This is a genomic window from Halomonas sp. BC1 (genome assembly GCF_002078135.1).
Taxonomy (GTDB): domain Bacteria; phylum Pseudomonadota; class Gammaproteobacteria; order Pseudomonadales; family Halomonadaceae; genus Vreelandella; species Vreelandella stevensii.
The window spans coordinates 47,904-70,203 of sequence record NZ_LFGS01000015.1 but is presented as its reverse complement, the minus strand read 5'-3'; the positions used below and the strand labels follow the sequence as shown (position 1 = coordinate 70,203).

The following is a 22,300-nucleotide window of genomic DNA, read 5'->3' as shown; positions in this document are numbered from 1 at the left end:
ACGTGCGTCATTAATCCCTGGGAAAACGTGCTTCCAGCTCGGCAACCTGCTCCGGCGTCAGACCGCGCGGGTTCTCGCCTCGCAGCAGCAGGTACAGCTTGGCGGTCTCTTCCAGCTCTTCGGTGGCATACACCGCCGCTTCGAGGGTCTTGCCCGCCACCACCGGGCCGTGGTTGGCCAGCAGCACCGCGCTGTGCTTGCCTGCCAGGCCCCGTACCGCCTCGCCCAACTGGGGGTCGCCCGGGATGTGATAAGGCACCAGCGGCAGCTTGCCCACCCGCATCACGTAGTAGGCGGTGAGCGGTGGAATACAGTCGCAGGGGTTTACCCCCGGCAGGCACGACACCGCCACCGAGTGGGTGGAGTGCAGGTGCACGATGGCGCCAGATTGCGGGCGCTCGTCGTACATGGCCATGTGCAGGAACTGCTCCTTGGTGGGCGCATCACCGCTGAGCAATTGGCCCTGCGGGTCCAGGTGCGAGATACGGGCCGGGTCCAGCCGCCCCAGACAGGCGTTAGTGGGGGTCATCAGCCAGCCGCCATCGTCCAGCCGCACGCTGATGTTGCCGCTGGAGCCCATGGTCAGGCCGCGGTCGAACAAGGATTTACCGAGCGTGCTGATCTGCTCGCGCAGGGCGTTCTGATGTCGGTGGCGAAGGGGCGTGCTCATGCCAGCACCTCGAAGGCCCGGGTGAAGAAGTCCACGCCGCCAAAGTTGCCGGACTTCAGCGCCAGCGAGAGCGGCGCCTCGCGGCCTGGCCACGGGGTCTGGGTCCAAGGCACGCCGGGGTCGATCTGCTCACCGATGCGCAGGGTCGTCACGCCTAACGCGGAGACCACGGCACCGGAGGTTTCGCCGCCCGCTACCAATAACCGGCCCACGCCTTCCTGCACCAGCGTTACCGCCAACTGGCCTAATGCCTCTTCAACAAGGTGCCCTGCTCGCTCCACGCCGAGCGAGGCTTGCGCATTTTTCACTTTTTCTGGATCGGCGGAGGCGTAAATCAAGACCGGCGCGTTGTCGGATAGCCGCTGCCGCGCAAACGCAAGCGCCTGCTGGCGTTGCTGCTCGCCCTCTGCCAGCGCCAGCGGGTCAAGCGCGAAACCGCCGGCGGGATGCTTGGCAACGAAATCCGCCACTTGCGCCAGCGTGGCCCGTGAACAGCTACCCGACAGTACCAGCGCCCCGCCCGCCGCAGGCGCTAAACGCCCCGGCTCTGCAATGTCTTCCAGCCAACCCAATGCGCGGTACTGAGCGGGCAGCGCTTGCCCCAGGCCTGAACCGCCAGTGACCAGCGCCATCGAGACGGTGGCTTCGGCCAGCACGTCCAAATCCTGCTCATCCAAGCTATCGCAGATCACATGGCGTACGCCTTGCTCGGCGAGCGCCGACAAATGAGAGCGGGTTGCCTCTGCCCCTTTGGCGAGTACGGCCCGGTTGGCCAAGCCCACTGGGTGTGGCGTTTGGCGGGAGAGCACGCGGACCAGATCGGCATCCTGCATAGGGTTGAGCGGGTGGTGCTGCATGCCACTGTCGTTGAGCAAACGGTCGCCGACGAACAGGTGCCCCTGGTACACCGTGCGGCCATTGACCGGAAACGCAGGCACCATCACGGTTTGAGCGGCGCCCAATGCCTCCAGCAGGGCATCGGCCACGGGGCCGATGTTGCCCTCGTCGGTGGAGTCGAAGGTGGAGCAGTACTTGAAGAACAGCTGGCGAGCACCCTGGTCGCGCAGCCAATCGAGGGCGGCCAGGGAGTCGGCCACGGCCTCTTCCGCCGGGCAGGAGCGCGACTTGAGCGCGACCACAACCGCATCGATGTCGCGAAGGTCCACCGCTTCTTGCGGCACGCCGATCACCTGCAGGCAGCGCATGCCGCCGCGCACCAGGTTATTGGCTAGATCGGTGGCGCCGGTGAAGTCGTCGGCGATGGCGCCCAGCACGATTCCCCGGTAGCTCATGGCGCGCCCCCTTCAGCGTCGTTGGCGGCGTCTGGCAAGGCGATGCCTGACAGGCGTTGATAGACCTTGATCACCGCCGAGTCATCTTCGCGCCCGAAGCCTGCGCCGCTGGCCGCGGTAAATTGCTGCAATGCGCTGGCGGCCACCGGCGTGGCCAGTGACAGCTCACGGCCCGTCTGGTGGACGATATTGAGGTCCTTGACGAAGATATCGACGGCAGACAGCGGCGTGTAGTCGCCGCTCAAGATGTGCGGTACGCGGTTCTCGAACATCCAGGAGTTGCCCGCCGAGTGGGTGATCACCTCATAGATCACCTCGGGGTCGAGGCCCATGCGGATGCCCAGCGCCATGGCTTCGGCGGCAGTGGCGATATGCACCCCGGCCAGCAGCTGATTGACCAGCTTCATGCTGGAACCCACCCCAGGCGCGTCACCCAGGCGATACACTTTGGCGGCCATGGCATCCAGTATCAGCTGGGCCTTCTTGAACACATCCGGCTGGCCGGAGGCCATCACTGATAAATCACCGCTTCTGGCCTTGGCGGCACCGCCACTGATAGGGGCATCCAGCATCGCCATGCCCGCTGCAGCCAAGCGCTCACCCAGTTGCCTGGCCTGGCTGGGCGCTACCGTGGCGCATTGCACGATCACACTCCCGGGCGCAAGGTGGGGCACTACGCCCTGCTCGCCAAACAGCACGTCTTCCACCTGCTGGCCATTGACCACGATGACCAGCACCACCTCGCACCCCGACAGTGCTTGCGGCGTGGCCACGCTGTGCCCACCGGCCGCGATGAAGGCTTCGCGGGCAGCCGCTGAAATATCGCACCCGATGACCTTGAAGCCGCGCTCCAGCAGCGCCGTAGCGGTGCCCATTCCCATGGCACCTAACCCGATCACACCGACTGACGGGGATTGCTGTGTATCGTGACTCACCGGCGGCTACCTCACTGTTGTTATTTTAAATATTGTTTTGACTGCAGCATCGTTCTGAATACCGCGCGCCGTGGTCGCAAGGGCATGCTCACGGCGGCATATGTTAGCGCTGTCATGATAGCGCTAACATTCGTTTTAGATTATTCTTTCTCTCATCACAAGCTGAACGATAGGGACGTGCGACCAATGTCTAAAGATGCTTCCAGCCCAGCGAGAGCACGCCGCCGCACGGACCAGATCACCCTCAGCCAGGTGGCTGAATTGGCCAGTGTTTCGCCGATCACCGCATCACGGGCGCTGAACACGCCCGAGAAAGTCAGCGACCAGACCCGAGAGCGCGTGCTCGATGCCGTGGAACAGTTGGGCTATGTGCCCAACCTGGTGGCGGGCAGCCTCGCTTCCTCACGCTCCAGGCTGATCGCCGTCATCGTGCCTTCCCTGATCAACACCGTGTTCGTGGAAGTGATCAAGGGGCTGCAAGAGACTCTGGAGGCCGAGGGGTATCAGATACTGCTGGGCAACACCGACTATGACCTGGACCGCGAATATCAGTTAGTGCGCACTTTTCTGGGCTGGTCATGCTCGGCCCTGATTACCGCAGGGCTGCGCCATAACCACGCCTGCCAGACCCTGCTGAACAACTGGGATCATCCCATCATGGAGGTGATGGAGCTGGGCAAGGGCATGGACTTGAACGTCGGTCTGGACCACGTGGCGGCGGGGCGCTGCATGGCTACCCACCTGATCGACAGAGGCTATCGCCATATTGTCTATGTCGGCGCACGCTTATCGCAGGATTACCGAGCGGGCATGCGCTACGAAGGGCACAAGGCGGTGTTGACGGCCCACGGCCTGGACGCCTCGCTGGTGGAGCTGGACACGCTGGGCAGCCTGCAAGCGGGCGCAGACAGCCTGGCCCAGGTACTGGCGCATTACCCGCGCACCCAGGCCATCCATTTCGCCAACGACGACCTGGCCGCCGGTGCGCTGCTGGCTGCGCAGCGCCAGGGGCTCGATGTGCCGGGCGACATCGCCATTGCAGGCTTCAACGGCCTGCCCCTTGGCCAACACGTTACCCCGCCGCTCACCACCATTCTGTCGCCCAGAGAAGAGATGGGGCGGCTGGCCGCCAAAGAGCTGATCCGTAGGCTAAGCGGTAAAAACGTCTACCGCCGCCAACACGATGTAGGGTTCACGCTGCAGGTAGGCGGGAGCACTTGAGCCGATTGCCAAACCCTGTTAATTTAATAGCAATAGTTATCATTAACACAGGGAATATCCTCTCATGCAGCCCGATAAAAAAGATGCCCCGACAGAAGGCTCATCTGGCTCGCCCCGTGAGGTTACCAGTCAGGCACTGCTCGATCAGGATGGCCAACTGGTAATTCATCACGAACAGCGGCGCTATGTGCTTCGTCGTACGAAAAGCGGCAAATTGATCCTGACCGCTTGATTTTCCTTTTGCTTCAGCCAGCCAGGTAACCTGCGTACCCAGCCAGCGAATTACTCCATCACGCTACGTTGGATATTGCTGGCTCATGAAACCATCCTACTCTCTGGGCATTTGCCTCACCCTATTGCCGCTGCTTTCGGTACAGGCTGACGACTCGTCGCTTCATCTGGTGACGGTCACCGGTACACGGGCACCGACAGACCTCTCCTCCGCTCCGCTGATCATCGACATCATTGACCGCACGGATACGGAACTCGCAACCGCCAGCCGCGTGGAGGACATTCTCAGCCGTCAGCCTGGCTTGCATGTGGCAGGCCAAGGGCGTCGCAACGGCCAGACCCTGAGCATGCGCGGCTTTGGGCGCAATGGCGTGTTGGTGCGGCTGGATGGCGTGCGCCAGGACATTACCACAGGCCACATTGGCAACTTCTTCCTTGACCCGGCCCTTGTTCAGGAGGTGCAGGTGGCGCGGGGGGCGCTCTCCAGCCTGTACGGCAGCAATGCCATGGGAGGCGTGGTGAGCTTCACCACGGTGGAAGCCAGCGACTTACTGGCCGCTGGGGAAAACAGCGGGGCTCGGCTGTCAGTGGGCGGGGCGACCGCCAGCGGTGAACTGCGCGGCAACCTGAGCGCCTTTGGCCGACAGGACACATCGAGAGGACAGGTAGATGGACTGTTCTCCGTGGGGCGCAGCGAGTCGGGAGATATACGTCGGGCGGGGGGCGATAAGGCCGAGGAGGATGCCAGCCTCAACAGCCTGCTCGTCAAAGGTGGCTGGGAACCCAACGACGAGCACCGGCTGTTCATCGGCTGGCAGTATTACGATGAGGACACTACCCAGCCCGCCAACCCTCAGCAGCGCGATGTCACCACCAGCAATCCGCTGCGTGATCGCGAGGTGGAGAGCCATAACCTGCAGCTGGGTCATCGCTGGCAGCCCAGCCCGGTAACCGACATCACCTCACGCCTCAGTTTCAGCCAGCAGGAGATTAGCGAGCCTCAGACAAGCCGCACGCTGGAGCGCGTAGGCCTGCAAAGCGACGGCTATCACCGCCTGGAGCATGGCTGGTTATCACAAACGCTGGTTTTCGGGGCCGAACTGGAGCAGGCACGCCAGCGTCCGGAAGGCAGTGCCAACGGCTTCCCGCATGCCGACATCGACACGCAAGCGGCCTATCTGGATACCACCCTCACGGCGGGGCGTTATCTGGCAGAGGGCGGCGCCGGGCAGTGGGATTTGGGTGTGGGCGCGCGCTATGACCGCTACGACGCCTCAGGCCAAGCCAGCGATGCCAGCGTCCACGACCGAGTATCGCCACGTTTCCGAGTGGCCTGGCGACCGCAGCAAGGCGTGATGCTGTTCTCGGGTTATGCAGAGGCCTTCCGCGCGCCAAGCCTGTCCGAGCTGTACGCCAGTGAGCGGCACTTTGCGGGCTTTTGTGCAGGCCCGTTCTTCTGTACTCCGGACAACTTCTGGATCCCCAACCCGGAGCTGGCCCCGGAAACCAGCCATACCTGGGAGAGCGGCGTGGTATGGCACCAGGGCGACTGGCAAGCGCGCGCCAGCTATTTCGATACGCGGGCAGACGACTTCATCGATACCCAAGTCGATATCATGGCGGGCACCACCCAGGCGGTCAACGTGCAGCGTGCCCAACTATGGGGATACGACGCTCGCCTTGCCTGGCAGCCCAGCGCCTTCCCGCTACTCACCAGCTTTGCAGGCCTTTCCGAGGTCTCGGGCAAGGACCGCGACAGCGGCGAAGCGCTGGGCAGCCAGACGCCTCTGGAAATGACCCTGGGCAGCGAACTGGCTCTTTACGACCGCGCGTTGCGCATGGGCTGGCAGGGCCGGTTCGCCCGCGACTTCGACAAACAGAGTAGCGACGAACGGCTGCCAGGATATGGCCTGCACGACCTGCATCTGGCCTGGCAAGTCACCCCTGCCCTCGACACATCGCTGCGCCTGGCCAACGTGGGCGACAAGGAGTGGTACCGCCCGGATGGCAGTCTGGGCGATGGCCGCAGCCTGTTCGCCACGCTGAACTGGCAGTGGTAATCAGGAGACCGACCATGACACACCCCCAACAAACCGCGATTCTGGAAGCCTTCAGCAGCGCACGGGCTGCCCAACCCCGCCTACCGGCCATCGAGATCGCCGAACGGCTTGGCATCAGTGAGGGCGAGCTTCAGGCCGCCCGGCTGGGCAGGGAAGTATGGACACTGCCACTCGCCCCCAAGGCGCTGGCGGCCTGGTGGCATCAGTTGGGCCACGTGAAGGCACTGACCCGCTCGCGGCTGGCCGTGCTGGAGCAGCACGGCACCTACCCAAGCCTGGCGGGAGGCACCCACACCGGCTTGATGCTCGACCCCGGCGGGCTGGATTTGCGCCTGCTATACAGCCACTGGCATTGGGCCTGCCTGATACGCGACCCCATGCCTACCGATACAGGCACCATCACGCACCGCTGGAGCCTGCAGGTATTCGATCAGCACGGCTGCGCCATTCATAAGTGCTTCGCACTGGACGAACCGCGCACCGAGGCCTGGGAGACGCTGGCCGCCCTGGGCACACTGGACACCCCGGCCTTTACTCACAGCATGCCGCGCCCCCAGCGACCGCTCCCCAGCGCCCCCACCCTAGCCCAGGAGTGGGCGGCCATGAGCGACGTCCACCAGTTCTTTGCTCTGTTACAGCGCCATCGCCTGGAGCGGCTGGAAGCCAATCAGCTCATGGAAGGCCAATACACCTACACGCTCCCTGCCCATGCGCTGGAGACTCTGTTCCAGGAGGCGCACCGGCAAGCGCTACCGCTGATGCTATTTGTGGCCAGCCCAGGCTGCGTGCAGATCCGAACGGGCACGCTGCCCGCAGCCGTTCGCGCCAGAGGCTGGCTGAACCTGTTTGGCGAGCAGTTCACGCTGCACCTCAACGACACGGCTATCGAGCAGCTATGGGTAGTCAACAAACCCAACCGCGATGGCGGCGTCACCAGTGTCGAGGCCTTCGATGCGCAGGGCTCACTGGTGCTGCAGCTCTACGCAGAGCGTCAGGAAGGGCGCAGCGAACGGCGGGAGTGGCGGCAACTCTTGAACACCTTGAGCCAGCGTGAGGCCGTGGCATGAGACTCGTAGGCCACGCCTTTGCATTCAGGCCGTTTCGAGCCATGGGAGTCGCTCTGCTGAGCCTGGCGCTGAGCGCCTCCGCGCTGGCCAGCGAGCGCTGGCTGGTACTGGGAGGCGATATCGCCGAAACCCTGAGCGCCCTGGGCGCCGAGCAGCACGTCGTCGCCCGGGACGATACGGTGGTCTACCCTCCCGAGATGGCGGCCTTGCCCTCCGTGGGCTATTTGCGTCAGCTCTCGGCAGAAAGCGTGCTCTCCGTCTCGCCTACACGCATTCTGGCCGCCGAGCAGGCGGGCCCCCGCGAAGTCCTGGAGCAGTTGGCTGCGGTGGGCGTGGCGGTAGAGGTCGTCAGTGCCCCGGCCTCACTGGAGGCCATTGCCCACAAGGTGCGCCATATCAGTGAATACATCGGCGAACCGCAGGCCGGCTCAGCGCTGGCGGAGTCGCTGACCAGCGACCTTGAGCGATTGGCCGCCCTGCCCCCACTGCCCGATATTCAAGCCATGTTCATCCTGCAACACAGCGGCCTGACCCCGAGGGCTGCCGGACGTGAGACAGCCGCCCATACCGCTTTGCAAGCCGTGGGATTGCACAATGCTTTTGCGGAAATGACGGGCTACCACAACGTGTCGGCAGAAGCCCTGGTGCAGCGCTCTCCTGAGGTCGTCGTCATGTCCACACGAGGCCTGGAGGCACTCGGCGGAGAGGCGACACTCTGGAGCCTGCCCGGCATGGCCATGACCCCGGCGGGGAGCGAACAGCGCCTGATCGTGGTGGATGATCAGGCACTGCTGGGGTTTGGCCCTCGCACGCCCGAGGCCCTGTTGACGCTGCGCCAGCAGGTGGAAGCCCTGCTCAGTCACCACGCCGCACAGGCCAGCCGATGAACCCACGACAACCCGCTTATATCTCCGTGCGCCCAGGCCGACCGACCATGAGCCGCTCCACCCGGGTTCTGAGCGGCCTGGCGTTGGCATTGGTAGCCACGCTGGCCATCAGCGCCAGCACCGGCGTGCTCGGCATCTCCCCGTGGGCAGCGCTGAGCGGCACGGCAGACCCCTTGAGCCTGCAAGTATGGTGGCAACTTCGCCTGCCCAGGCTCCTGCTGGGCATGGCCGTGGGGGCCATGTTGGCAGGCAGCGGGGCCGCCATGCAGGGGCTATTTCGCAACCCGCTGGCCGACCCCACGCTGCTGGGCTTGGCCAGCGGAGCCGGTCTGTTCGTGGCGCTCTGGATTGTGCTGGTACAGGGCAGCGCTGCCAGCAGCCTGTATGGTCAGTTTGCCGCAGGGTTTCTGGGAGCATTGTGCGTTTGCCTGCTGATTTTTGGTATCGCCAGCCGTCAAGGCGGCGGCAGTGCGGCGGTGATGTCGCTGCTGCTGGCGGGGCTGGCCATCAATACCCTGGCAGGCGCTGGCGGCGGAGTGTTGGCCTTTCTGGCCAGCGACGAGCAGCTGCGCCAGCTTAGCCTGTGGGGCATGGGCACACTGACCAATGCGCTATGGCGTACTACCGCCGTTGCCCTGGGAGTGGTGGCCTTCTCGCTTTGGCTACTGCTGCGCAGCGCGACGCAGCTCGACTTACTCCAGCTGGGCGAAGCCACCGCCCACGCTGCCGGGCTGGAAATCGCGCACCTGAAGCGCCGGGTCGTGATCGCTACCTCGCTTGGGGTCGGCCTATGCGTGGCCTTGACCGGGGTCATCGGTTTTCTTGGCTTGCTGGTGCCCCACTGCTTGCGCCTATGGCTAGGCCCAGGGCATCGCCTGCTGTTACCGGCTTCCATGCTGGGCGGTGCGATTCTGCTGGTCGCGGCCGACGCCCTGGCACGCACGCTGGGGGCACCGGCCGAAATGCCCGTGGGGCTGCTCACCAGCCTGCTGGGCGGCCCCTACTTTCTCTATTTGCTGATGCGCCGGAACCGACCATGCTGACGCTTTGCGACGCAGGCCTGCTGCGTGCCCCCGCCCTTACACCGCTCAGCGGCACGCTGCTGCCGGGAGAACTACTGGCCATCGTCGGCCCCAACGGCGCAGGCAAAAGTACGCTCCTCAGCCTGCTCTCGGGCTTTCGTCCCTGCGAAACCGGGCAGCTGTTGCTCGATGGCTACCCCCTGCCTACGTGGCCCATCGCGGCACTGGCCAACCGTCGCGCGCTGGTCGCCCAGCAGGAGCCCCCAGGCTTTGACTGGCACACCGAAGAGCTGGTGAGCCTGGGCAGCCAGCCGTCGAAGGCACTGGTGGCACAGTTGCTGGACGAGCTGGACCTGACTCACCTGGCTCGCCGCAGCGTCCTCTCGCTATCCGGCGGCGAACGCCAGCGCGTGATGATTGCCCGAGGTGCCTGCCAACTGCTGTCACGCCGCTTGCCCGACGCCACCGACGGCGGCCTGCTGCTGTTGGACGAACCCACCAGCGCACTGGACATTGGCCAACAGCAACGCCTCATGCGCCAGCTACGCCGCTGGGCCAGCCAACACCAGATGGCCATCGCCTGCGTCCTGCACGACCTGAACCTGGCCAGCATCTTCGCGGACCACGTATGGCTGATGCATCGCGGGCAGCGGGTGGCGAGCGGGCCTCCGGCAAAGGTGCTTACTACCGCGCACATCAGTCGTGTCTATGAGGTGACGCTGGCTCCTCCTTCTACAGCGCTATTTAGCCCGGCGGCTTGATGCCCAGGCCAAACACTTTGAGGCAAACCTACCGCCTGATGCGCCTTTCCAGAGCTTTCTGCACAGAGACTAAACAGGTACCTTGTGGGTCGATACCACTTCCCGCAGCCCCATGAACGAACGAATCTGGCGCACGCCGGGCAGGTAGAGCAACTGCTCGGCGTGTAGCCGGTTGAAGCTTTGGCTGTCCCTGGTGCGCACCAGCATGAAGTAGTCGAACTCCCCCGTGACCACGTGGCACTCCATACAGCCCGATACTTTTTGAGCCGCCGCCTCAAACGCCGCGAAAGATTCTGGCGTCGAGCGGTCCAGCACCACGCCAATCAACACCACCATGCCTGCCTGCAGGGGTTCCGGGTTCAGGTGGGCCACGATTCGGCTGATCACCCCTTCCCGCTTCAGCTTTTCGACGCGCCGCAAACAGGCCGCAGGGCTGAGGTTCACCTGCTCGGCCAGCGCCACATTGGAAAGCGTTGCATCCTCCTGAAGCAGCTTGAGAATACGCTTGTCGATACGATCCAGCTCACCGCCCATGGCATGGGGCTCCGAGGCCCCTCCCGCTCGCTTGGCACACATTATTATTTACTCAAATAACGAATTTACGAATCAATCAAACCTATAAACGCAACTAGACAATCCATTGTTGTTTATAAAGCCCTCATTTCGCAACCCGCCAGGATAGGCAAACGCCTACTATAAACCTCAGGGAGCACGCCAACGTTCCAACCACCGTTACCCAGCGATCCTTGTCTATCGCGTTGACTGCCAATGCAGGAGCTTGCCATGAACCTTGAACGCTACCCCCGTTATCCACTGACGTTCGGCCCCTCCCCGATCACACCTCTCAAACGGCTGAGCGCCCATCTGGGCGGCGAGGTCGAGCTGTATGCCAAGCGCGAGGACTGCAACAGCGGCCTGGCCTTCGGCGGCAACAAGACCCGCAAACTGGAGTACCTCATTCCCGAAGCGCTGGAGCAGGGCTGCGATACGCTGGTATCGATTGGCGGAATCCAGTCCAACCAGACGCGTCAGGTGGCTGCCGTCGCGGCGCACCTGGGCATGAAGTGCGTCCTCGTGCAGGAGAACTGGGTGAACTACTCCGATGCGGTCTATGACCGGGTCGGCAATATCGAGATGTCGCGCATCATGGGGGCCGACGTTCGCCTGGACGCCGCCGGTTTCGATATCGGCATTCGCCCTAGCTGGGAGCAGGCCATGGAGGATGTGCGCCAGCAGGGCGGCAAGCCGTTTCCCATTCCCGCGGGCTGTTCCGAACACCCCTACGGCGGTTTGGGCTTCGTCGGCTTTGCCGAAGAGGTACGCCAGCAGGAGAAAGAGCTGGGCTTCACCTTCGACTACATCGTGGTGTGCTCGGTGACCGGCAGCACTCAGGCCGGGATGGTGGTGGGCTTTGCCGCCGATGGCCGCGCCCAGCGGGTGATCGGCATCGACGCCTCGGCCAAGCCCGAGCAAACCCGGGCGCAGATTCTGCGGATTGCCCGCCATACCGCCGAGCTGGTCGAACTGGAAGGCGGCATTGCCGATGACGACGTGATCCTGGACACTCGCTACGGCGGCCCCGAATACGGCCTGCCCAATGAAGGCACGCTAGAGGCCATTCGCCTCTGTGCCCGCCTGGAAGGCGTGCTCACCGACCCGGTGTACGAAGGCAAATCCATGCACGGCATGATCGATAGGGTGCGCAACGGCGAGTTTCCGGCGGGATCCAAAGTGCTGTACGCCCACCTGGGCGGCGTACCCGCGCTCAATGCCTACAGCTTCCTGTTCCGCAACGGCTGACCAGACCGAGTGCGGTTGGGCCACGCCCAAGCCCGAGCGGGCAACTGCTCGGGCTTTTTGGCGAGGGGTGGCCAACCCAACAAAAGCTATACAAATATGTCACATCTATTAGACTCATCTGGCATGCCTGCAAGCCAATGAGGTGACACCATGCCATCGCCACTCCCCCTTCGCCTGACCCTGGACGAACTGGCCCAACTGGCCGAACCGCGGCCCGAGGTCGAACTGCACGGGCTCGACATGGGCTGGTATATCGTCCGGCTCCATCGTGACGACTCCGTCAGCCTGCTCAGCACGGCCCAAGGCGACACTCAGCGCTTCAGCGGCACCCAGTGGGTCAGCCGCGCCCTGGCGCCCCTGGGCTTTACCCATGGCACGCTGACCTGGGCAGAGGCTGCCGATGAAATGATTGGCCACCCCATGCCCCCCGTCTCTGACCAACAGCGCCTTCAGCAGGGCGTCCGCGTGGCCTTTGCCACGCGGCATTGAGGCGTCACCCGTCGCGGCCATCGCGGTCGACCCTGCCCAAGGGGCAATCCCCTCGTGGCTTTCAACCTGACCTGCCGATAAGATGGTCAATGAGCCATCATGGGCTTCCAAGCAGTTGTTTCAAAAAGTTTTCCCAGAGGATGGGCTCTATGCGTGACGAAGAGAAGTACACCAATACCGAAGAACAACTGCTGTACCTGCAAAAGTTGCTGGATGACGAAGACACCCTAGCCCTGCACGAACTGTTCAATGAGCTCGATTTTCTGGCCATCGCGCGCACCCTCGAGTCGTTCCCTGCCAAAACCCGAGACCAGCTATGGGACTACATTCCCGAAACCATCATTGGTGAGGTGCTGGCGGAAGTCGACGAAGACATCCGCGCCGACTACATCGAAGACCTGACCGCCAGCGATGTCGAGCAGATCGTCAAAGGCCTGGACGCTCAGGAAGTCGCCGAGGTTCTCGATGTTGCGGACGAAGAGATCAAAACTTCCGTTTATGCCAGCCTGGACCAGGAGATTCGCGCCCAGGTCGAAAACCTCTACACCTATGAAGAGGACATGGTGGGCCGTTACATGGACCCGGAAACGGTCAATGTAAAACAAGGCGTCTCCCTGGAAGCCGTTCAGCGCTACATTCGTATCCATCGGCTGCTGGATGTCGACTCTCAGCAGGTCATGGTGACCGACAAGGATAAACGCCTGCTCGGTACGCTGACGCTGATCGACCTGGTCAAGCAGTCGCAGGAGTGCTCCGTCGACGAATTCATGGATAGCGCGCCTTACACCTTGCATGACCAGATGAAGGTCAGCGACGCTGCCAGCCTGCTGCGCTCGAAAGAGCTTCACTTCGTGCCCGTGTGCAACAGCGAAGGGCAGTTGGTGGGCCAATTGAATGCCGCCGACATACTCGAAATCACCCAGGATGACGCAGACCTGACGCTGAAACACATGTCCGGCGTCAGCGATGAAGAAGAAGTGTTCACCCCCATTGTACGCAGCGCGAAAAGCCGGGGTATCTGGCTGGGCATCAATTTGCTGACGGCTTTTCTGGCAGCCTTCGTCATTGGCCAGTTCGAGGCGGTGCTGGATCAGATCGTGGCACTCGCCATTCTCATGCCGGTCGTGGCCAGCATGGGAGGGATTGCCGGAAGCCAGACCCTGACCGTGGTCATACGCGGTTTGGCCCTGGGGCAAATTGCCGGTAACAACAAACGCTGGCTCTATAACAAGGAGCTTTGGGTCGGCATGAGCAACGGCCTGGTATGGGCCCTGGTGGTGGGCGGCATTTCCTACCTGTGGTTTGGCCAGCCCCTGATCACGCTGGTCATTACCCTCGCCATCTTCATCAACATGAGCCTCGCCAACCTCTCGGGCGTACTGATCCCGCTGGTGCTGAAGCGCCTGCAGATCGACCCGGCGCTGTCTGGCGCGGTCATTCTGACCACCGTGACGGATGTAGTGGGATTCCTCTCGTTTCTGGGACTCGCGACGCTGATCATTTTGTGATCAGCCAAGCGGTCTATCGGGTAAGATGTCCTTCGCCCGCTAACCTTTAACCAACCCAAGCATTCGAGGCGCCCATGCTTCCTGATTACTCCGTCATCGCCTGGCTGTTGATCATCTTTTCTGTCTATTTGACCGGGGTGTCCAAGGGCGGATTCGCAGGCGGGTTCGGCACGCTGTCGGTGCCCTTGATGGCCCTGGCAATCAGCCCTACCCAGGCGGCGGGGCTGCTGCTGCCGCTGCTGCTGGTCATGGATGCCTTTGCCGTCAAGGCATGGTGGGGCAAGCACTCCCGCGCGGAGGTATGGCGTTTCGTGCCGGGCCTGTTCATTGGGGTGACCGTCGGCACGCTGCTGTTTGGCAGTCTCAGCGAAGAGGGCGTGCGTTTGGTGCTGGGCATTCTCTCCGTGGCCTTTGCGGCCTACATGCTGCTCAAGCCCGTGGCGAAGAAACCCATTTCCACCCATTGGGCCCTGCCCGCCGCCAGCGTTTGCGGGTTTACCAGTTTCATCGCCCACGCGGGGGCACCGCCCATGAACATGTACCTCATGCCTCGTCAGCTCTCCAAGGAGACGTTCATTGCCACCTGCACGGTGACCTATGCCGTGGTCAACAGCATCAAGCTGGGCCCTTATGTTTGGCTTGGCGAGGTCAACATGACCAGCGCCTGGGCCTCGCTGCTGCTGGTACCGGTTGCCTGGATCGGGGTGCGCAACGGCCTCTGGCTGCAGAGCCGTGTCAATGAAAAGCTGTTTTATCGTCTGGTGATCATGGCCATGTTCGTGGTGGGCCTCAACCTGGTCTGGCAGGCGTTGCGCTAGCGGCAAGCATTACAGCGCCACGATCAACAGCCCCAGCAGCATCACCAGCGTGCTCAGCGTCTTGGCGCTGGAGGCAGGCTCCTTGAGCCACAGCACCCCCATCAGCACGCCAACCGGAATCGAGAGCTGGCGCAGCGCCACCACGTAGCTGACCTCGTCAGTCAGCGCCATGGCCATGAGCACCAGCCCATAGGTGCAGGTCATCATCAAGCCCGTGGCCACCAGCATCGTCAGCCCCTGCTGTCGCAGCGCAGGCAATCGGCGGCGCTCTGCTGGCAACACGGCCAACAGCGGGAGCGCCCACAGCAGCGTCATCAATGCCTGCAGAACCATGAAGACCGCCCCTGCCGTCAGGCTGCTATGGCCAGCGCCTTGCATGACGCCCAGGGCCTGATTGTCGATCAGCGAGTACCCCACGGTGCCCACCGCCGCCAGCAGCGCAAAGCCCATGGCGGGGGAAAGATACGAAGCAAGACGGCGGGCCTCGGGTCGGCTGAGCGGCAAGCCCAGCGCCCCTAGCATGATCAGCAGCATGCCGACGCCATCCCAGAGGCCAAGGCCACGATTGCCCAGCCAGGCAATCGATACCAGTGGCACCATCACCACCGGCAAGGCACGGGCAATGGGGTAAAGTACGCTCACCTCTCCCCGGGCATAGGCCCAGGCAAGTCCTCCCATATAGAGCATCTGGCAAAACCCGGACAGCACCAGCCAGCCCCAGAAGGCACTGGGCAGCGCCGTCAAGGAGGGGCCTAACACCAGCAGCGGCAACAGCGCCACCCCCCCAGCGCCATAGGCCAGCGCAAACGCCCCAAGCGAGGGCGCGTTGCGCTTGCCCAGCACGTTCCACCCGGCGTGCATGCACACCGAGACCAGCACCAGGGCGAGCGCGGTGGGGCTCATACGGAAGCCACCAGGGCAGGATCAGCGGGGTGTTCGATGAAACGGTAATCAGGCAGGTCGTGCGTCATGGGCTGGCAAATGCGTGGTGGGTTGGCGGTTCACAAAGCTAAATACTCTGCTCGGTATCGGCCCGCCAGTCTAAGCGTCGCCAGCCTTCGACGCCAGCCACCTCCGCCAACACCGGGTCCGGGTTGACGGCAATCGCACAATCGACATATTGCAGTAGCGGCAAGTCGTTGCGGGAATCGGAATAGAACGTGGTATGGCACGCCTCGACGCCCTGCTCCGCCAGCCACTGCTGTAGCCGCGTGACCTTGCCGCCACGGTAGGAAAGCACCCCCACGCTGCGCCCGGTGTACATGGCGCCGCCTGGCAAGCGGTCCTGCTCCAGCTCCACCGCCAGCACGTGGTCGATCCCCAGCATGGCCGCTATGGGCGCGACCAGATGGCAGGCCGACGCCGAGATCAAGACCAGCGTATCGCCCGCCTGTCGGTGCGCATCGAGACAGCGCCATGCCTGCTCGAAGATGCGTGGCTGAAGGTGAGTGGCCACGAAGCGCTCGACTTCTTTTTGAACGTCGTCGACCCGGCGGCCACGCAACGGCGCCAGCGTCATCGCCAGGTACTCGTCAAGCTTCAACTTGCCCGCATGATAAGCCTGCTGCATCACTTCCGCGCGGGCCATGAAACCTTCGGCATCGCTGACCCAGCCTTGCTCTATCATCCATAAATTCCAGCGGTCGCTGCAGTCTCCATCCAGGAGGGTGTCATCAAGGTCGAACAGGGCCAGGCGCATGGCAAACTCCTCTCGTCGCGGTATGGCGCGCGTAGGGTATGCCATGGATGATGACAGCAAGATGACGCGCGGCTAGCCCTGGCGGCTTAGCCAAGTGGCGGCAAACTCAGCCGCTGGCAGAGGCCGCCCAAACCAATACCCCTGAGCCTGATGACAGCCCAGCTGGGCCAGCAGCTCGGCCTGGGCCTGTTGCTCGACACCCTCGGCCAGGGTTTTCATGCCCAGCGCGTTGGCCATGGCGATGATGGTCTGCACGATGGCACGATCATGGGGGTTGTCCAGCATGTCGCGCACGAAAGAGATATCGATTTTCAAGGCATCCGCCTCGAATCGGCGCAAGTAGGAGAGCGACGAATACCCGGTGCCAAAGTCATCGATCAGCAGCGCATACCCCGCCTGACGCATGGCCTAGGTAATCATGACCGCCTGGTCCGGGTCCCGCATGAAGTCGCTTTCGGTCAGCTCCAGGGCCAGCGCTTGCGGCGGCACTCCTCGGGTGAGCCGCGCGACGTGCTCGGTCAGCCGTGGGTCGGCAAACTGCTGGGCGGCCATGTTGATCGACAGGCGCCCAGGCAGCGGGGTACCCGCCGCCTGCCAGTCCGACCACTGACGCGCCGATGCTTCCAATACCCAATCGCCCAGCAGGCGGATCAACCCACGCCGTTCGGCAAGGGGGATGAACTCGCCGGGGCTGACCCAACCCCACTCCGGATCATGCCAGCGGCAGAGCACTTCGGCACCGGTCAGTGCATAGGTCTCAAGGTCTACCTGCGGCTGAAAGTAGAGTTCCAGACGACGCTCGATGATGGCGCGGTGCAAGCGTTCGGTCATCCACTGCTGGCGCTCCAGCGTGCGGCGCATGGTCTGCGTATAGGGAGATATGCCCGCATCGCGCTGCTTGGCATCGTGCAGCGCAATGCTGGCGGCGTTGAACAGCTCGGCGGGGGCGGCCACGTCGCTGGGGTAGCGCGCAAAACCGATGCTGGCATCCAACTGAAACTCACGGTGCTCCAGATGAATCGGGTGCCTGATGGCCTCGATCACTTGCCTGATGAAGGCTTCCAGTGCGACTCCCTGATGCTGCGGCAGAAGTAGTGCGAACTCATCGCTGGAGAGCCGCGCGCAGTGGCCGCTCAGGTCATGCAGCCGCTGGAGACGCCTGGCGACGGTGGCCAGCAACGCGTCTCCCACCTGATGGCCATGCAGGTCATTGATCTCCTTGAAACGACGCAGGTCCAGCAGCACCAGTGTCAGCGACTTACGCTCGCACTGGGCCTGGGCGCCCAGCGTCGCCAACAGCTCCATGAAATGGGCACGATTGGGCAGCTCGGTGATGGTATCCGTATAGGCCAACTGGTGAATGCGGCGGTGGTCACGGCGCCGCTCCAGCTCGGCCGCCGCACCGGTCGAGAGTATTTGCAGCACCGACGTGGCGAAGGCGTTGGTAGAAAGCGGCTGTCGGTAGAACACCATCATGACCCCAATGGCATCGCCCTGGGCATTATCCAGCCGCCTCCCGATCCAGGCCTCGGCCCTCAGGGCATTACCCGGCAGCCAGTAGTCAGCGCCGTGCAGTTCGGTACTTTCCTGTTCGAGGACCACTCGTTCTGCGGGCGTGCCAGGCAAGGCAAAGTGCTCGCTCGCTTGGGCCTGGCCGTCCACGACCAGACTGACCAGACTGGCGGTGCGTACCGGCATGGCATCGGTTGCATCAGGCAAGCCTTCGCCAGGCAGAGGGGGCTCCAGCAGGGCAATCAAGCCTGCATCTGCCTCCAGCAGGCGCGTCAGGGTCGTGATCAGCTCAAGGAAGTAGTCATCCCCGATCCGCGAGGTCACCGTGGACGCCACCTCCACCACGGCTTGCTGTACCCGCTGTGACACTTGCTGATCGGTCACATCGGTGATGAAGCCTTCAAAGCAGAGCGGCTCGCCGCTCTGCGCATAAATGGCCTGGCCCTGCTCCCAGACCCAGCGTTCTCGGCCATCGCGATGCCGCAGCCGATAGGTCACCCGAAAAGGGCAACGCTCTTCGATGGCTTTCTGCGAGGCAGCCACCAGAAGCGGAAAGTCATCTGGATGCACCAGCTCAGCAAAGCTAATGACACGGCTCCCCACTAGCTCATCCGGGTGATATCCCGTCAGAGCGGTGGCGCCCTGGCTCGCCAGCAGCATGGTCCAGTCACGGTCGTTTTGGCACCGATACGCCATGCCGGGCAGGTGATTGAGCAGGGTATCCAGACGCCGCTCGCTCTCTTTGGCTGCCAGCTCGCTTGCCTGCAAGGCGCTTTCGGCCTGGCGGCGGCCCAGCTCAGCCCCCGCCTGGGCTGCCGCAATACGCAGGATTTCGTTCTCGAGCCCATCGAATGCCCGTGGCCGATTGCTCAATACCGCCATGATGCCTATGGCCGCGCCATCGGCAGCAAAGAGCGGCAAGCCCATGTAGCTCTCGGCGCCCAACTGTACCAGCAGCTCATCCTCTGGAAAAAGCGCCTGCACGTTGCAGGGGTAGAGACAGGGTTGGTGGCCCACGACGGTTTCGCAGGGTGTCCCCGTCAACGAGTAACGGATATTGCCTGCGAGCGCGCCGCTTGACCACACGGACAAGGTTTCCGCTATATTAGGCTCTCGGATCACAGCAATCAGGGCATGCTCCACTGCCAGCAGGCGCGCCAGCTGTTCCACCAGCGCGTCGAAGAAGGAGGGCCGATGGCTATGCCCAAGCCCCTCTGCCAGTTGGCGAAACATCTCTGCTGCTTCTTGTCTGGTGTGCATCACGGCACTCGCTTGTGTCATTTTTAAGCAGCTCGGCTTTGACTCTTTTTAACCTGAATTCAGGTAAAAAAACACAGTGACATTTACAGCATAAACCAGGGTCTTAGGGATAGAGGCGGTACCACCGCCATATCGGTGCGGCGTACACTATGGTAAACAATAGCTTTCCCTATACGATAAGTCGCCCACTCCGCTGTTCGGCGTACGAGGAGATCACATGACGGGCTCAGCCGCCATCAGCGAAACGTTTTACCGCCAGCTTGCCGATCAGATGCCCCCTGCCTTGGGAGGCGCGCTGCTACAGTGTCAGGGCCTTCCTTCACTGCCCATGGTCGCCATGCGTGTCCTGGAAGTTGCCAGCACGGCTGAGGCGACCCTGACGGACTATGCCACGACCATCGAACATGACCCTGCCCTGACGGCCAGAGTGCTGAGCGTGGCCAACAGCGCGCACTACCTGCGCGCCAGCCAGCCGCCCTTGACCTGTTTCGAAGCGACCCAACGGCTGGGCACCGATGCCACTCTGGCAACGGTGCTCAGCTTCAAGCTATTTGAACAGCACAATGGTACGCCTAGCCAGCGCCTTTATTGGCAGCGCGCCTTTACGGCGGCCGTTACGGCCAGCTACTTCGCCCAACAGCACTGCCCTGAACAGGCAGGACGGGTGTTCACAGCCGCGCTGTTGCAGGACATTGGCATGCTTGCCTTGCAGAAAGCCTTCCCGGCAGATGCGGAGCCTCTTTATGGTCATGAAGGCGTGACACATCAACAGGTCATACAGGCCGAGCAATGCCTGTTTGGCTGCGATCACGCGCTGGTGGGTGCATGGCTACTGTTGAAGTGGGGTGCACACGAGACACTGGCGCGTAGCGTGTATGAAAGCCATGGTCCGCTGGATACCGACAACCTGGCGGATCTGTGCATCCGTTTGTCGGGCCTGGTCGCCGATGCCTGGCTATCCCCCGACCCCTCTCAGGCGTTGGCGCTGCTGATACGCCAGTCAAACCTGATGAAGCTACCTGAGCCGTTGGCCCTTGATACACTGCTCACCTACCTACAGCAAACGTTGCCGCCGCTGTCTCAATCGCTAGGCATTCCGCTGGCCCTGGCCGTGGATAGTTTCTCGTTGCTCGAGCAAGCTCAGCAGCGCTTGTTCGAGCACACGCTGATGCTCAGTACCCGTTTGGAAGCACAGCAAAAAAGCAGTGAAGCGCTACTCAACGATTACACTCAGCTCGAGCAGCGCAGCCGCATCGACCCGCTGACTCAACTTGCCAACCGCGCCTGGCTGGAAGAACAACTGCGTGAGCGCTTCGCGCTATGCCGTGCCCAACAACGCACGCTTTCGGTCGTATTCATCGATCTGGATCACTTCAAGGTGCTGAATGACCGCTACGGTCACCAGGCAGGAGATCAGGTGCTTGCCCAGTTCGGCAGTACGCTGTCTGCCTTGACTCGGGCGGGTGACCTGGCGGGCCGCTATGGCGGTGAAGAGTTCCTGGTCCTCCTCCCCGACGAAACGGCCAGGACAGCCGAACACTTTGCCGAACGGATAGCTCAACGTTTGCAGGCGTCCCCCATGGTTCAGGTGGGCCATGAGTCTCTGTACATTTCTGTCTCGATCGGCATCGCGTGCCTCGACGATGGCGAGTTTGATAACGAACGAGAGATCATCGACGCCGCCGACCAGAGCATGTATACCATCAAACGCGCTGGTCGGGGCGGTATTGCCGTATACGGGCGTGATCTTCCCTCTCGTTAACGATTCATCGCCTGCGGCAGGTACAGCGCAATCTCAGGGAAGATATGCATCAAGGCAATGGATAGCATCATCAGCAGAAAGAACGGTAGCGTTGCCTTGGTAATGGTCAGGATATCCTTGCCAGTGAGCCCCTGAATCACGAACAAGTTGAAACCGACGGGCGGCGTGATTTGCGACATTTCCACCACGATCACCAGATAAATCCCGAACCAGATCAAATCAAAGCCCGCCGCACTGACCACCGGCATAATGATGGCGGTCACCAGCAGAATCAGTGAAATACCGTCCAGAAAGCAGCCCATCACCAGCAGCAGAGCCGTCAAGGCAATGAGCAGCACCGTCGGCGACAGCCCCATTTCCCCAATGGCACGGGCCAGCTGCATGGGCACCTGAGTAAAGCCCATGGCCGAGGTCAGGAACGAGGCCCCGGCAATGATGAAGGCGATCATGCACGCCGTCCGCACCGCCGCAAACAGTGAGCTGGTGAAAATGGCTCGGTTGAAGTGGCCGTTGAAGTAAGCAATCACCATCGACAGCACGACCCCCACGGCGGCGGCTTCCGTCGGCGACGCCAAACCACCGTAAATGGACACGATAATGCCGCCGATCAGCAGCAGTATCGGCATGAGCGCCCAGGTATTGCGCAGCTTTTCCGCCAGGCTCATGCTCGATTCGTCAGCACCGGTCAGCTGCTCCCGGTTGCCCTTGAGCAGCGCCCAAAGCACCAGATAGGTCATGAACAGTGCCAGAATCATCAGGCCCGGCCCGATACCGGCCATGAACAGCCGTGAGATCGACTGCTCCGTCACTACGCCATACACGATCAGCACGATGGAAGGAGGAATGAGCAGGCCCAGGGTGGACGCACTGGCCAACGTACCAATGGCCATATTGCTGTCGTAGCCTCGGCGCTCCAGCTCCGGCAGGGTCATTTTGCCCACCGTGGCGCAGGTGGCTGCCGACGAACCGCACACCGCCGCGAACATGCCGCTGCCGATGATATTGGTATGCAGCAGACGGCCCGGCAGGCGGTTCAACCAGGGCGACAGGCCACGAAACATGTTGTCGGCCAGCCCCGAGCGAAACAGAATCTCCCCCATCCAGATGAACATGGGCAGCGCCGTCAAATCCCAGCCATAGCTGGCACCCCAGAAATCGGAGGCCAGAATCGGCCCCGGTGAAAACGGGCTAAAAAACTCCAACGCGATCCACGCCGTCCCAATCAGCGCAAACGCGATCCATACCCCGCTGCCCAACAGCAGCACCAGGGCCAACATCGTCACCAAGCTAAGTAGTAGCACAGGAA

19 protein-coding genes and 1 pseudogene are annotated in these 22,300 nt (G+C 62.5%); 12 read left to right on the top strand and 8 right to left on the bottom strand.

Annotated features, from left to right (window positions below; genetic code table 11):
- Positions 1–10: 10 nt before the first annotated feature.
- From otnC to ltnD, 3 genes are read right to left on the bottom strand one after another with little or no spacing between them, the layout of a single operon-like run.
- Complete coding sequence (otnC, locus tag B7L72_RS11685) at positions 11–670, bottom strand: 3-oxo-tetronate 4-phosphate decarboxylase (protein WP_081194502.1); 660 nt, start codon at positions 668–670, stop codon at positions 11–13.
- A complete protein-coding gene (gene otnK, locus B7L72_RS11680) occupies positions 667–1,962 on the bottom strand; it encodes a 3-oxo-tetronate kinase (RefSeq protein WP_081194500.1) in 1,296 nt (431 codons plus the stop codon). Before otnK ends, otnC begins: the two co-directional genes overlap by 4 nt.
- The gene (gene ltnD, locus B7L72_RS11675; protein WP_081194498.1) at positions 1,959–2,897 is read right to left on the bottom strand and encodes an L-threonate dehydrogenase; all 939 of its coding nucleotides are present in this window, start codon (positions 2,895–2,897) and stop codon (positions 1,959–1,961) included. The genes otnK and ltnD overlap by 4 nt, the downstream gene beginning before the upstream one ends.
- A gap of 186 nt (positions 2,898–3,083) precedes the next feature.
- On the opposite strand from ltnD, the gene B7L72_RS11670 reads away from it, so the two are divergent.
- The 7 genes from B7L72_RS11670 to B7L72_RS11640 all read left to right on the top strand — a co-directional run bounded on the left by B7L72_RS11670 (position 3,084) and on the right by B7L72_RS11640 (position 10,146).
- Positions 3,084–4,118 (top strand): LacI family DNA-binding transcriptional regulator, encoded by a 1,035-nt coding sequence (locus B7L72_RS11670; RefSeq protein WP_039175059.1) that lies wholly within the window; start codon positions 3,084–3,086, stop codon positions 4,116–4,118.
- 64 nt (positions 4,119–4,182) lie between these two features.
- Positions 4,183–4,350: a hemin uptake protein HemP gene (gene hemP / locus B7L72_RS11665; protein ID WP_016915235.1), complete on the top strand. Its 168-nt coding sequence runs from the start codon at positions 4,183–4,185 to the stop codon at positions 4,348–4,350.
- 85 nt (positions 4,351–4,435) lie between these two features.
- A complete protein-coding gene (locus B7L72_RS11660) occupies positions 4,436–6,409 on the top strand; it encodes a TonB-dependent receptor domain-containing protein (protein WP_081194496.1) in 1,974 nt (657 codons plus the stop codon).
- A gap of 14 nt (positions 6,410–6,423) precedes the next feature.
- Complete coding sequence (locus tag B7L72_RS11655) at positions 6,424–7,476, top strand: ChuX/HutX family heme-like substrate-binding protein (protein WP_081194494.1); 1,053 nt, start codon at positions 6,424–6,426, stop codon at positions 7,474–7,476.
- Positions 7,473–8,363 carry a heme/hemin ABC transporter substrate-binding protein gene (locus B7L72_RS11650; RefSeq protein WP_081194492.1) on the top strand — a complete coding sequence of 297 codons (891 nt, stop codon included), beginning with the start codon at positions 7,473–7,475 and terminating at the stop codon, positions 8,361–8,363. Before B7L72_RS11655 ends, B7L72_RS11650 begins: the two co-directional genes overlap by 4 nt.
- Before the next feature lie 47 nt (positions 8,364–8,410).
- The gene (locus tag B7L72_RS11645; protein ID WP_081194490.1) at positions 8,411–9,406 is read left to right on the top strand and encodes a FecCD family ABC transporter permease; all 996 of its coding nucleotides are present in this window, start codon (positions 8,411–8,413) and stop codon (positions 9,404–9,406) included.
- Positions 9,400–10,146, top strand: coding sequence for an ATP-binding cassette domain-containing protein (locus tag B7L72_RS11640; protein WP_081194488.1), 747 nt, complete (start codon positions 9,400–9,402; stop codon positions 10,144–10,146). The genes B7L72_RS11645 and B7L72_RS11640 overlap by 7 nt, the downstream gene beginning before the upstream one ends.
- Before the next feature lie 69 nt (positions 10,147–10,215).
- On the opposite strand, the gene B7L72_RS11635 is transcribed toward B7L72_RS11640, so the two are convergent.
- Positions 10,216–10,722, bottom strand: coding sequence for an Lrp/AsnC family transcriptional regulator (locus tag B7L72_RS11635; protein ID WP_081194486.1), 507 nt, complete (start codon positions 10,720–10,722; stop codon positions 10,216–10,218).
- Positions 10,723–10,929: 207 nt separating this feature from the next.
- On the opposite strand from B7L72_RS11635, the gene B7L72_RS11630 reads away from it, so the two are divergent.
- The 4 genes from B7L72_RS11630 (at position 10,930) to B7L72_RS11615 (ending at position 14,761) form a co-directional block, all read left to right on the top strand.
- Positions 10,930–11,946, top strand: coding sequence for a 1-aminocyclopropane-1-carboxylate deaminase (locus B7L72_RS11630; protein ID WP_016915254.1), 1,017 nt, complete (start codon positions 10,930–10,932; stop codon positions 11,944–11,946).
- A 150-nt stretch (positions 11,947–12,096) separates the two neighbouring features.
- The gene (locus B7L72_RS11625) at positions 12,097–12,435 is read left to right on the top strand and encodes a DUF6482 family protein (RefSeq protein ID WP_081194484.1); all 339 of its coding nucleotides are present in this window, start codon (positions 12,097–12,099) and stop codon (positions 12,433–12,435) included.
- 149 nt (positions 12,436–12,584) lie between these two features.
- Positions 12,585–13,943, top strand: coding sequence for a magnesium transporter (gene mgtE / locus B7L72_RS11620; RefSeq protein ID WP_081194482.1), 1,359 nt, complete (start codon positions 12,585–12,587; stop codon positions 13,941–13,943).
- 74 nt (positions 13,944–14,017) lie between these two features.
- Positions 14,018–14,761, top strand: a complete 744-nt coding sequence (locus B7L72_RS11615; RefSeq protein WP_026001876.1) for a sulfite exporter TauE/SafE family protein — start codon at positions 14,018–14,020, stop codon at positions 14,759–14,761.
- 9 nt (positions 14,762–14,770) lie between these two features.
- On the opposite strand, the gene B7L72_RS11610 is transcribed toward B7L72_RS11615, so the two are convergent.
- The 3 genes and pseudogenes from B7L72_RS11610 to B7L72_RS11600 all read right to left on the bottom strand — a co-directional run bounded on the left by B7L72_RS11610 (position 14,771) and on the right by B7L72_RS11600 (position 19,205).
- Positions 14,771–15,664: an EamA family transporter gene (locus B7L72_RS11610; protein WP_081194480.1), complete on the bottom strand. Its 894-nt coding sequence runs from the start codon at positions 15,662–15,664 to the stop codon at positions 14,771–14,773.
- Between the two features lie 106 nt (positions 15,665–15,770).
- Positions 15,771–16,460, bottom strand: coding sequence for an HAD family hydrolase (locus tag B7L72_RS11605; RefSeq protein ID WP_081194478.1), 690 nt, complete (start codon positions 16,458–16,460; stop codon positions 15,771–15,773).
- Between the two features lie 72 nt (positions 16,461–16,532).
- Positions 16,533–19,205 (bottom strand): annotated as a pseudogene (locus B7L72_RS11600) (bifunctional diguanylate cyclase/phosphodiesterase).
- A gap of 244 nt (positions 19,206–19,449) precedes the next feature.
- On the opposite strand from B7L72_RS11600, the gene B7L72_RS11595 reads away from it, so the two are divergent.
- Positions 19,450–20,994 carry a diguanylate cyclase gene (locus tag B7L72_RS11595; RefSeq protein WP_081194476.1) on the top strand — a complete coding sequence of 515 codons (1,545 nt, stop codon included), beginning with the start codon at positions 19,450–19,452 and terminating at the stop codon, positions 20,992–20,994.
- Here the strand turns inward: B7L72_RS11595 and B7L72_RS11590 are convergent.
- Positions 20,991–22,295 (bottom strand): TRAP transporter large permease, encoded by a 1,305-nt coding sequence (locus tag B7L72_RS11590; protein WP_081194474.1) that lies wholly within the window; start codon positions 22,293–22,295, stop codon positions 20,991–20,993. The genes B7L72_RS11595 and B7L72_RS11590 overlap by 4 nt on opposite strands.
- Positions 22,296–22,300: the final 5 nt, after the last annotated feature.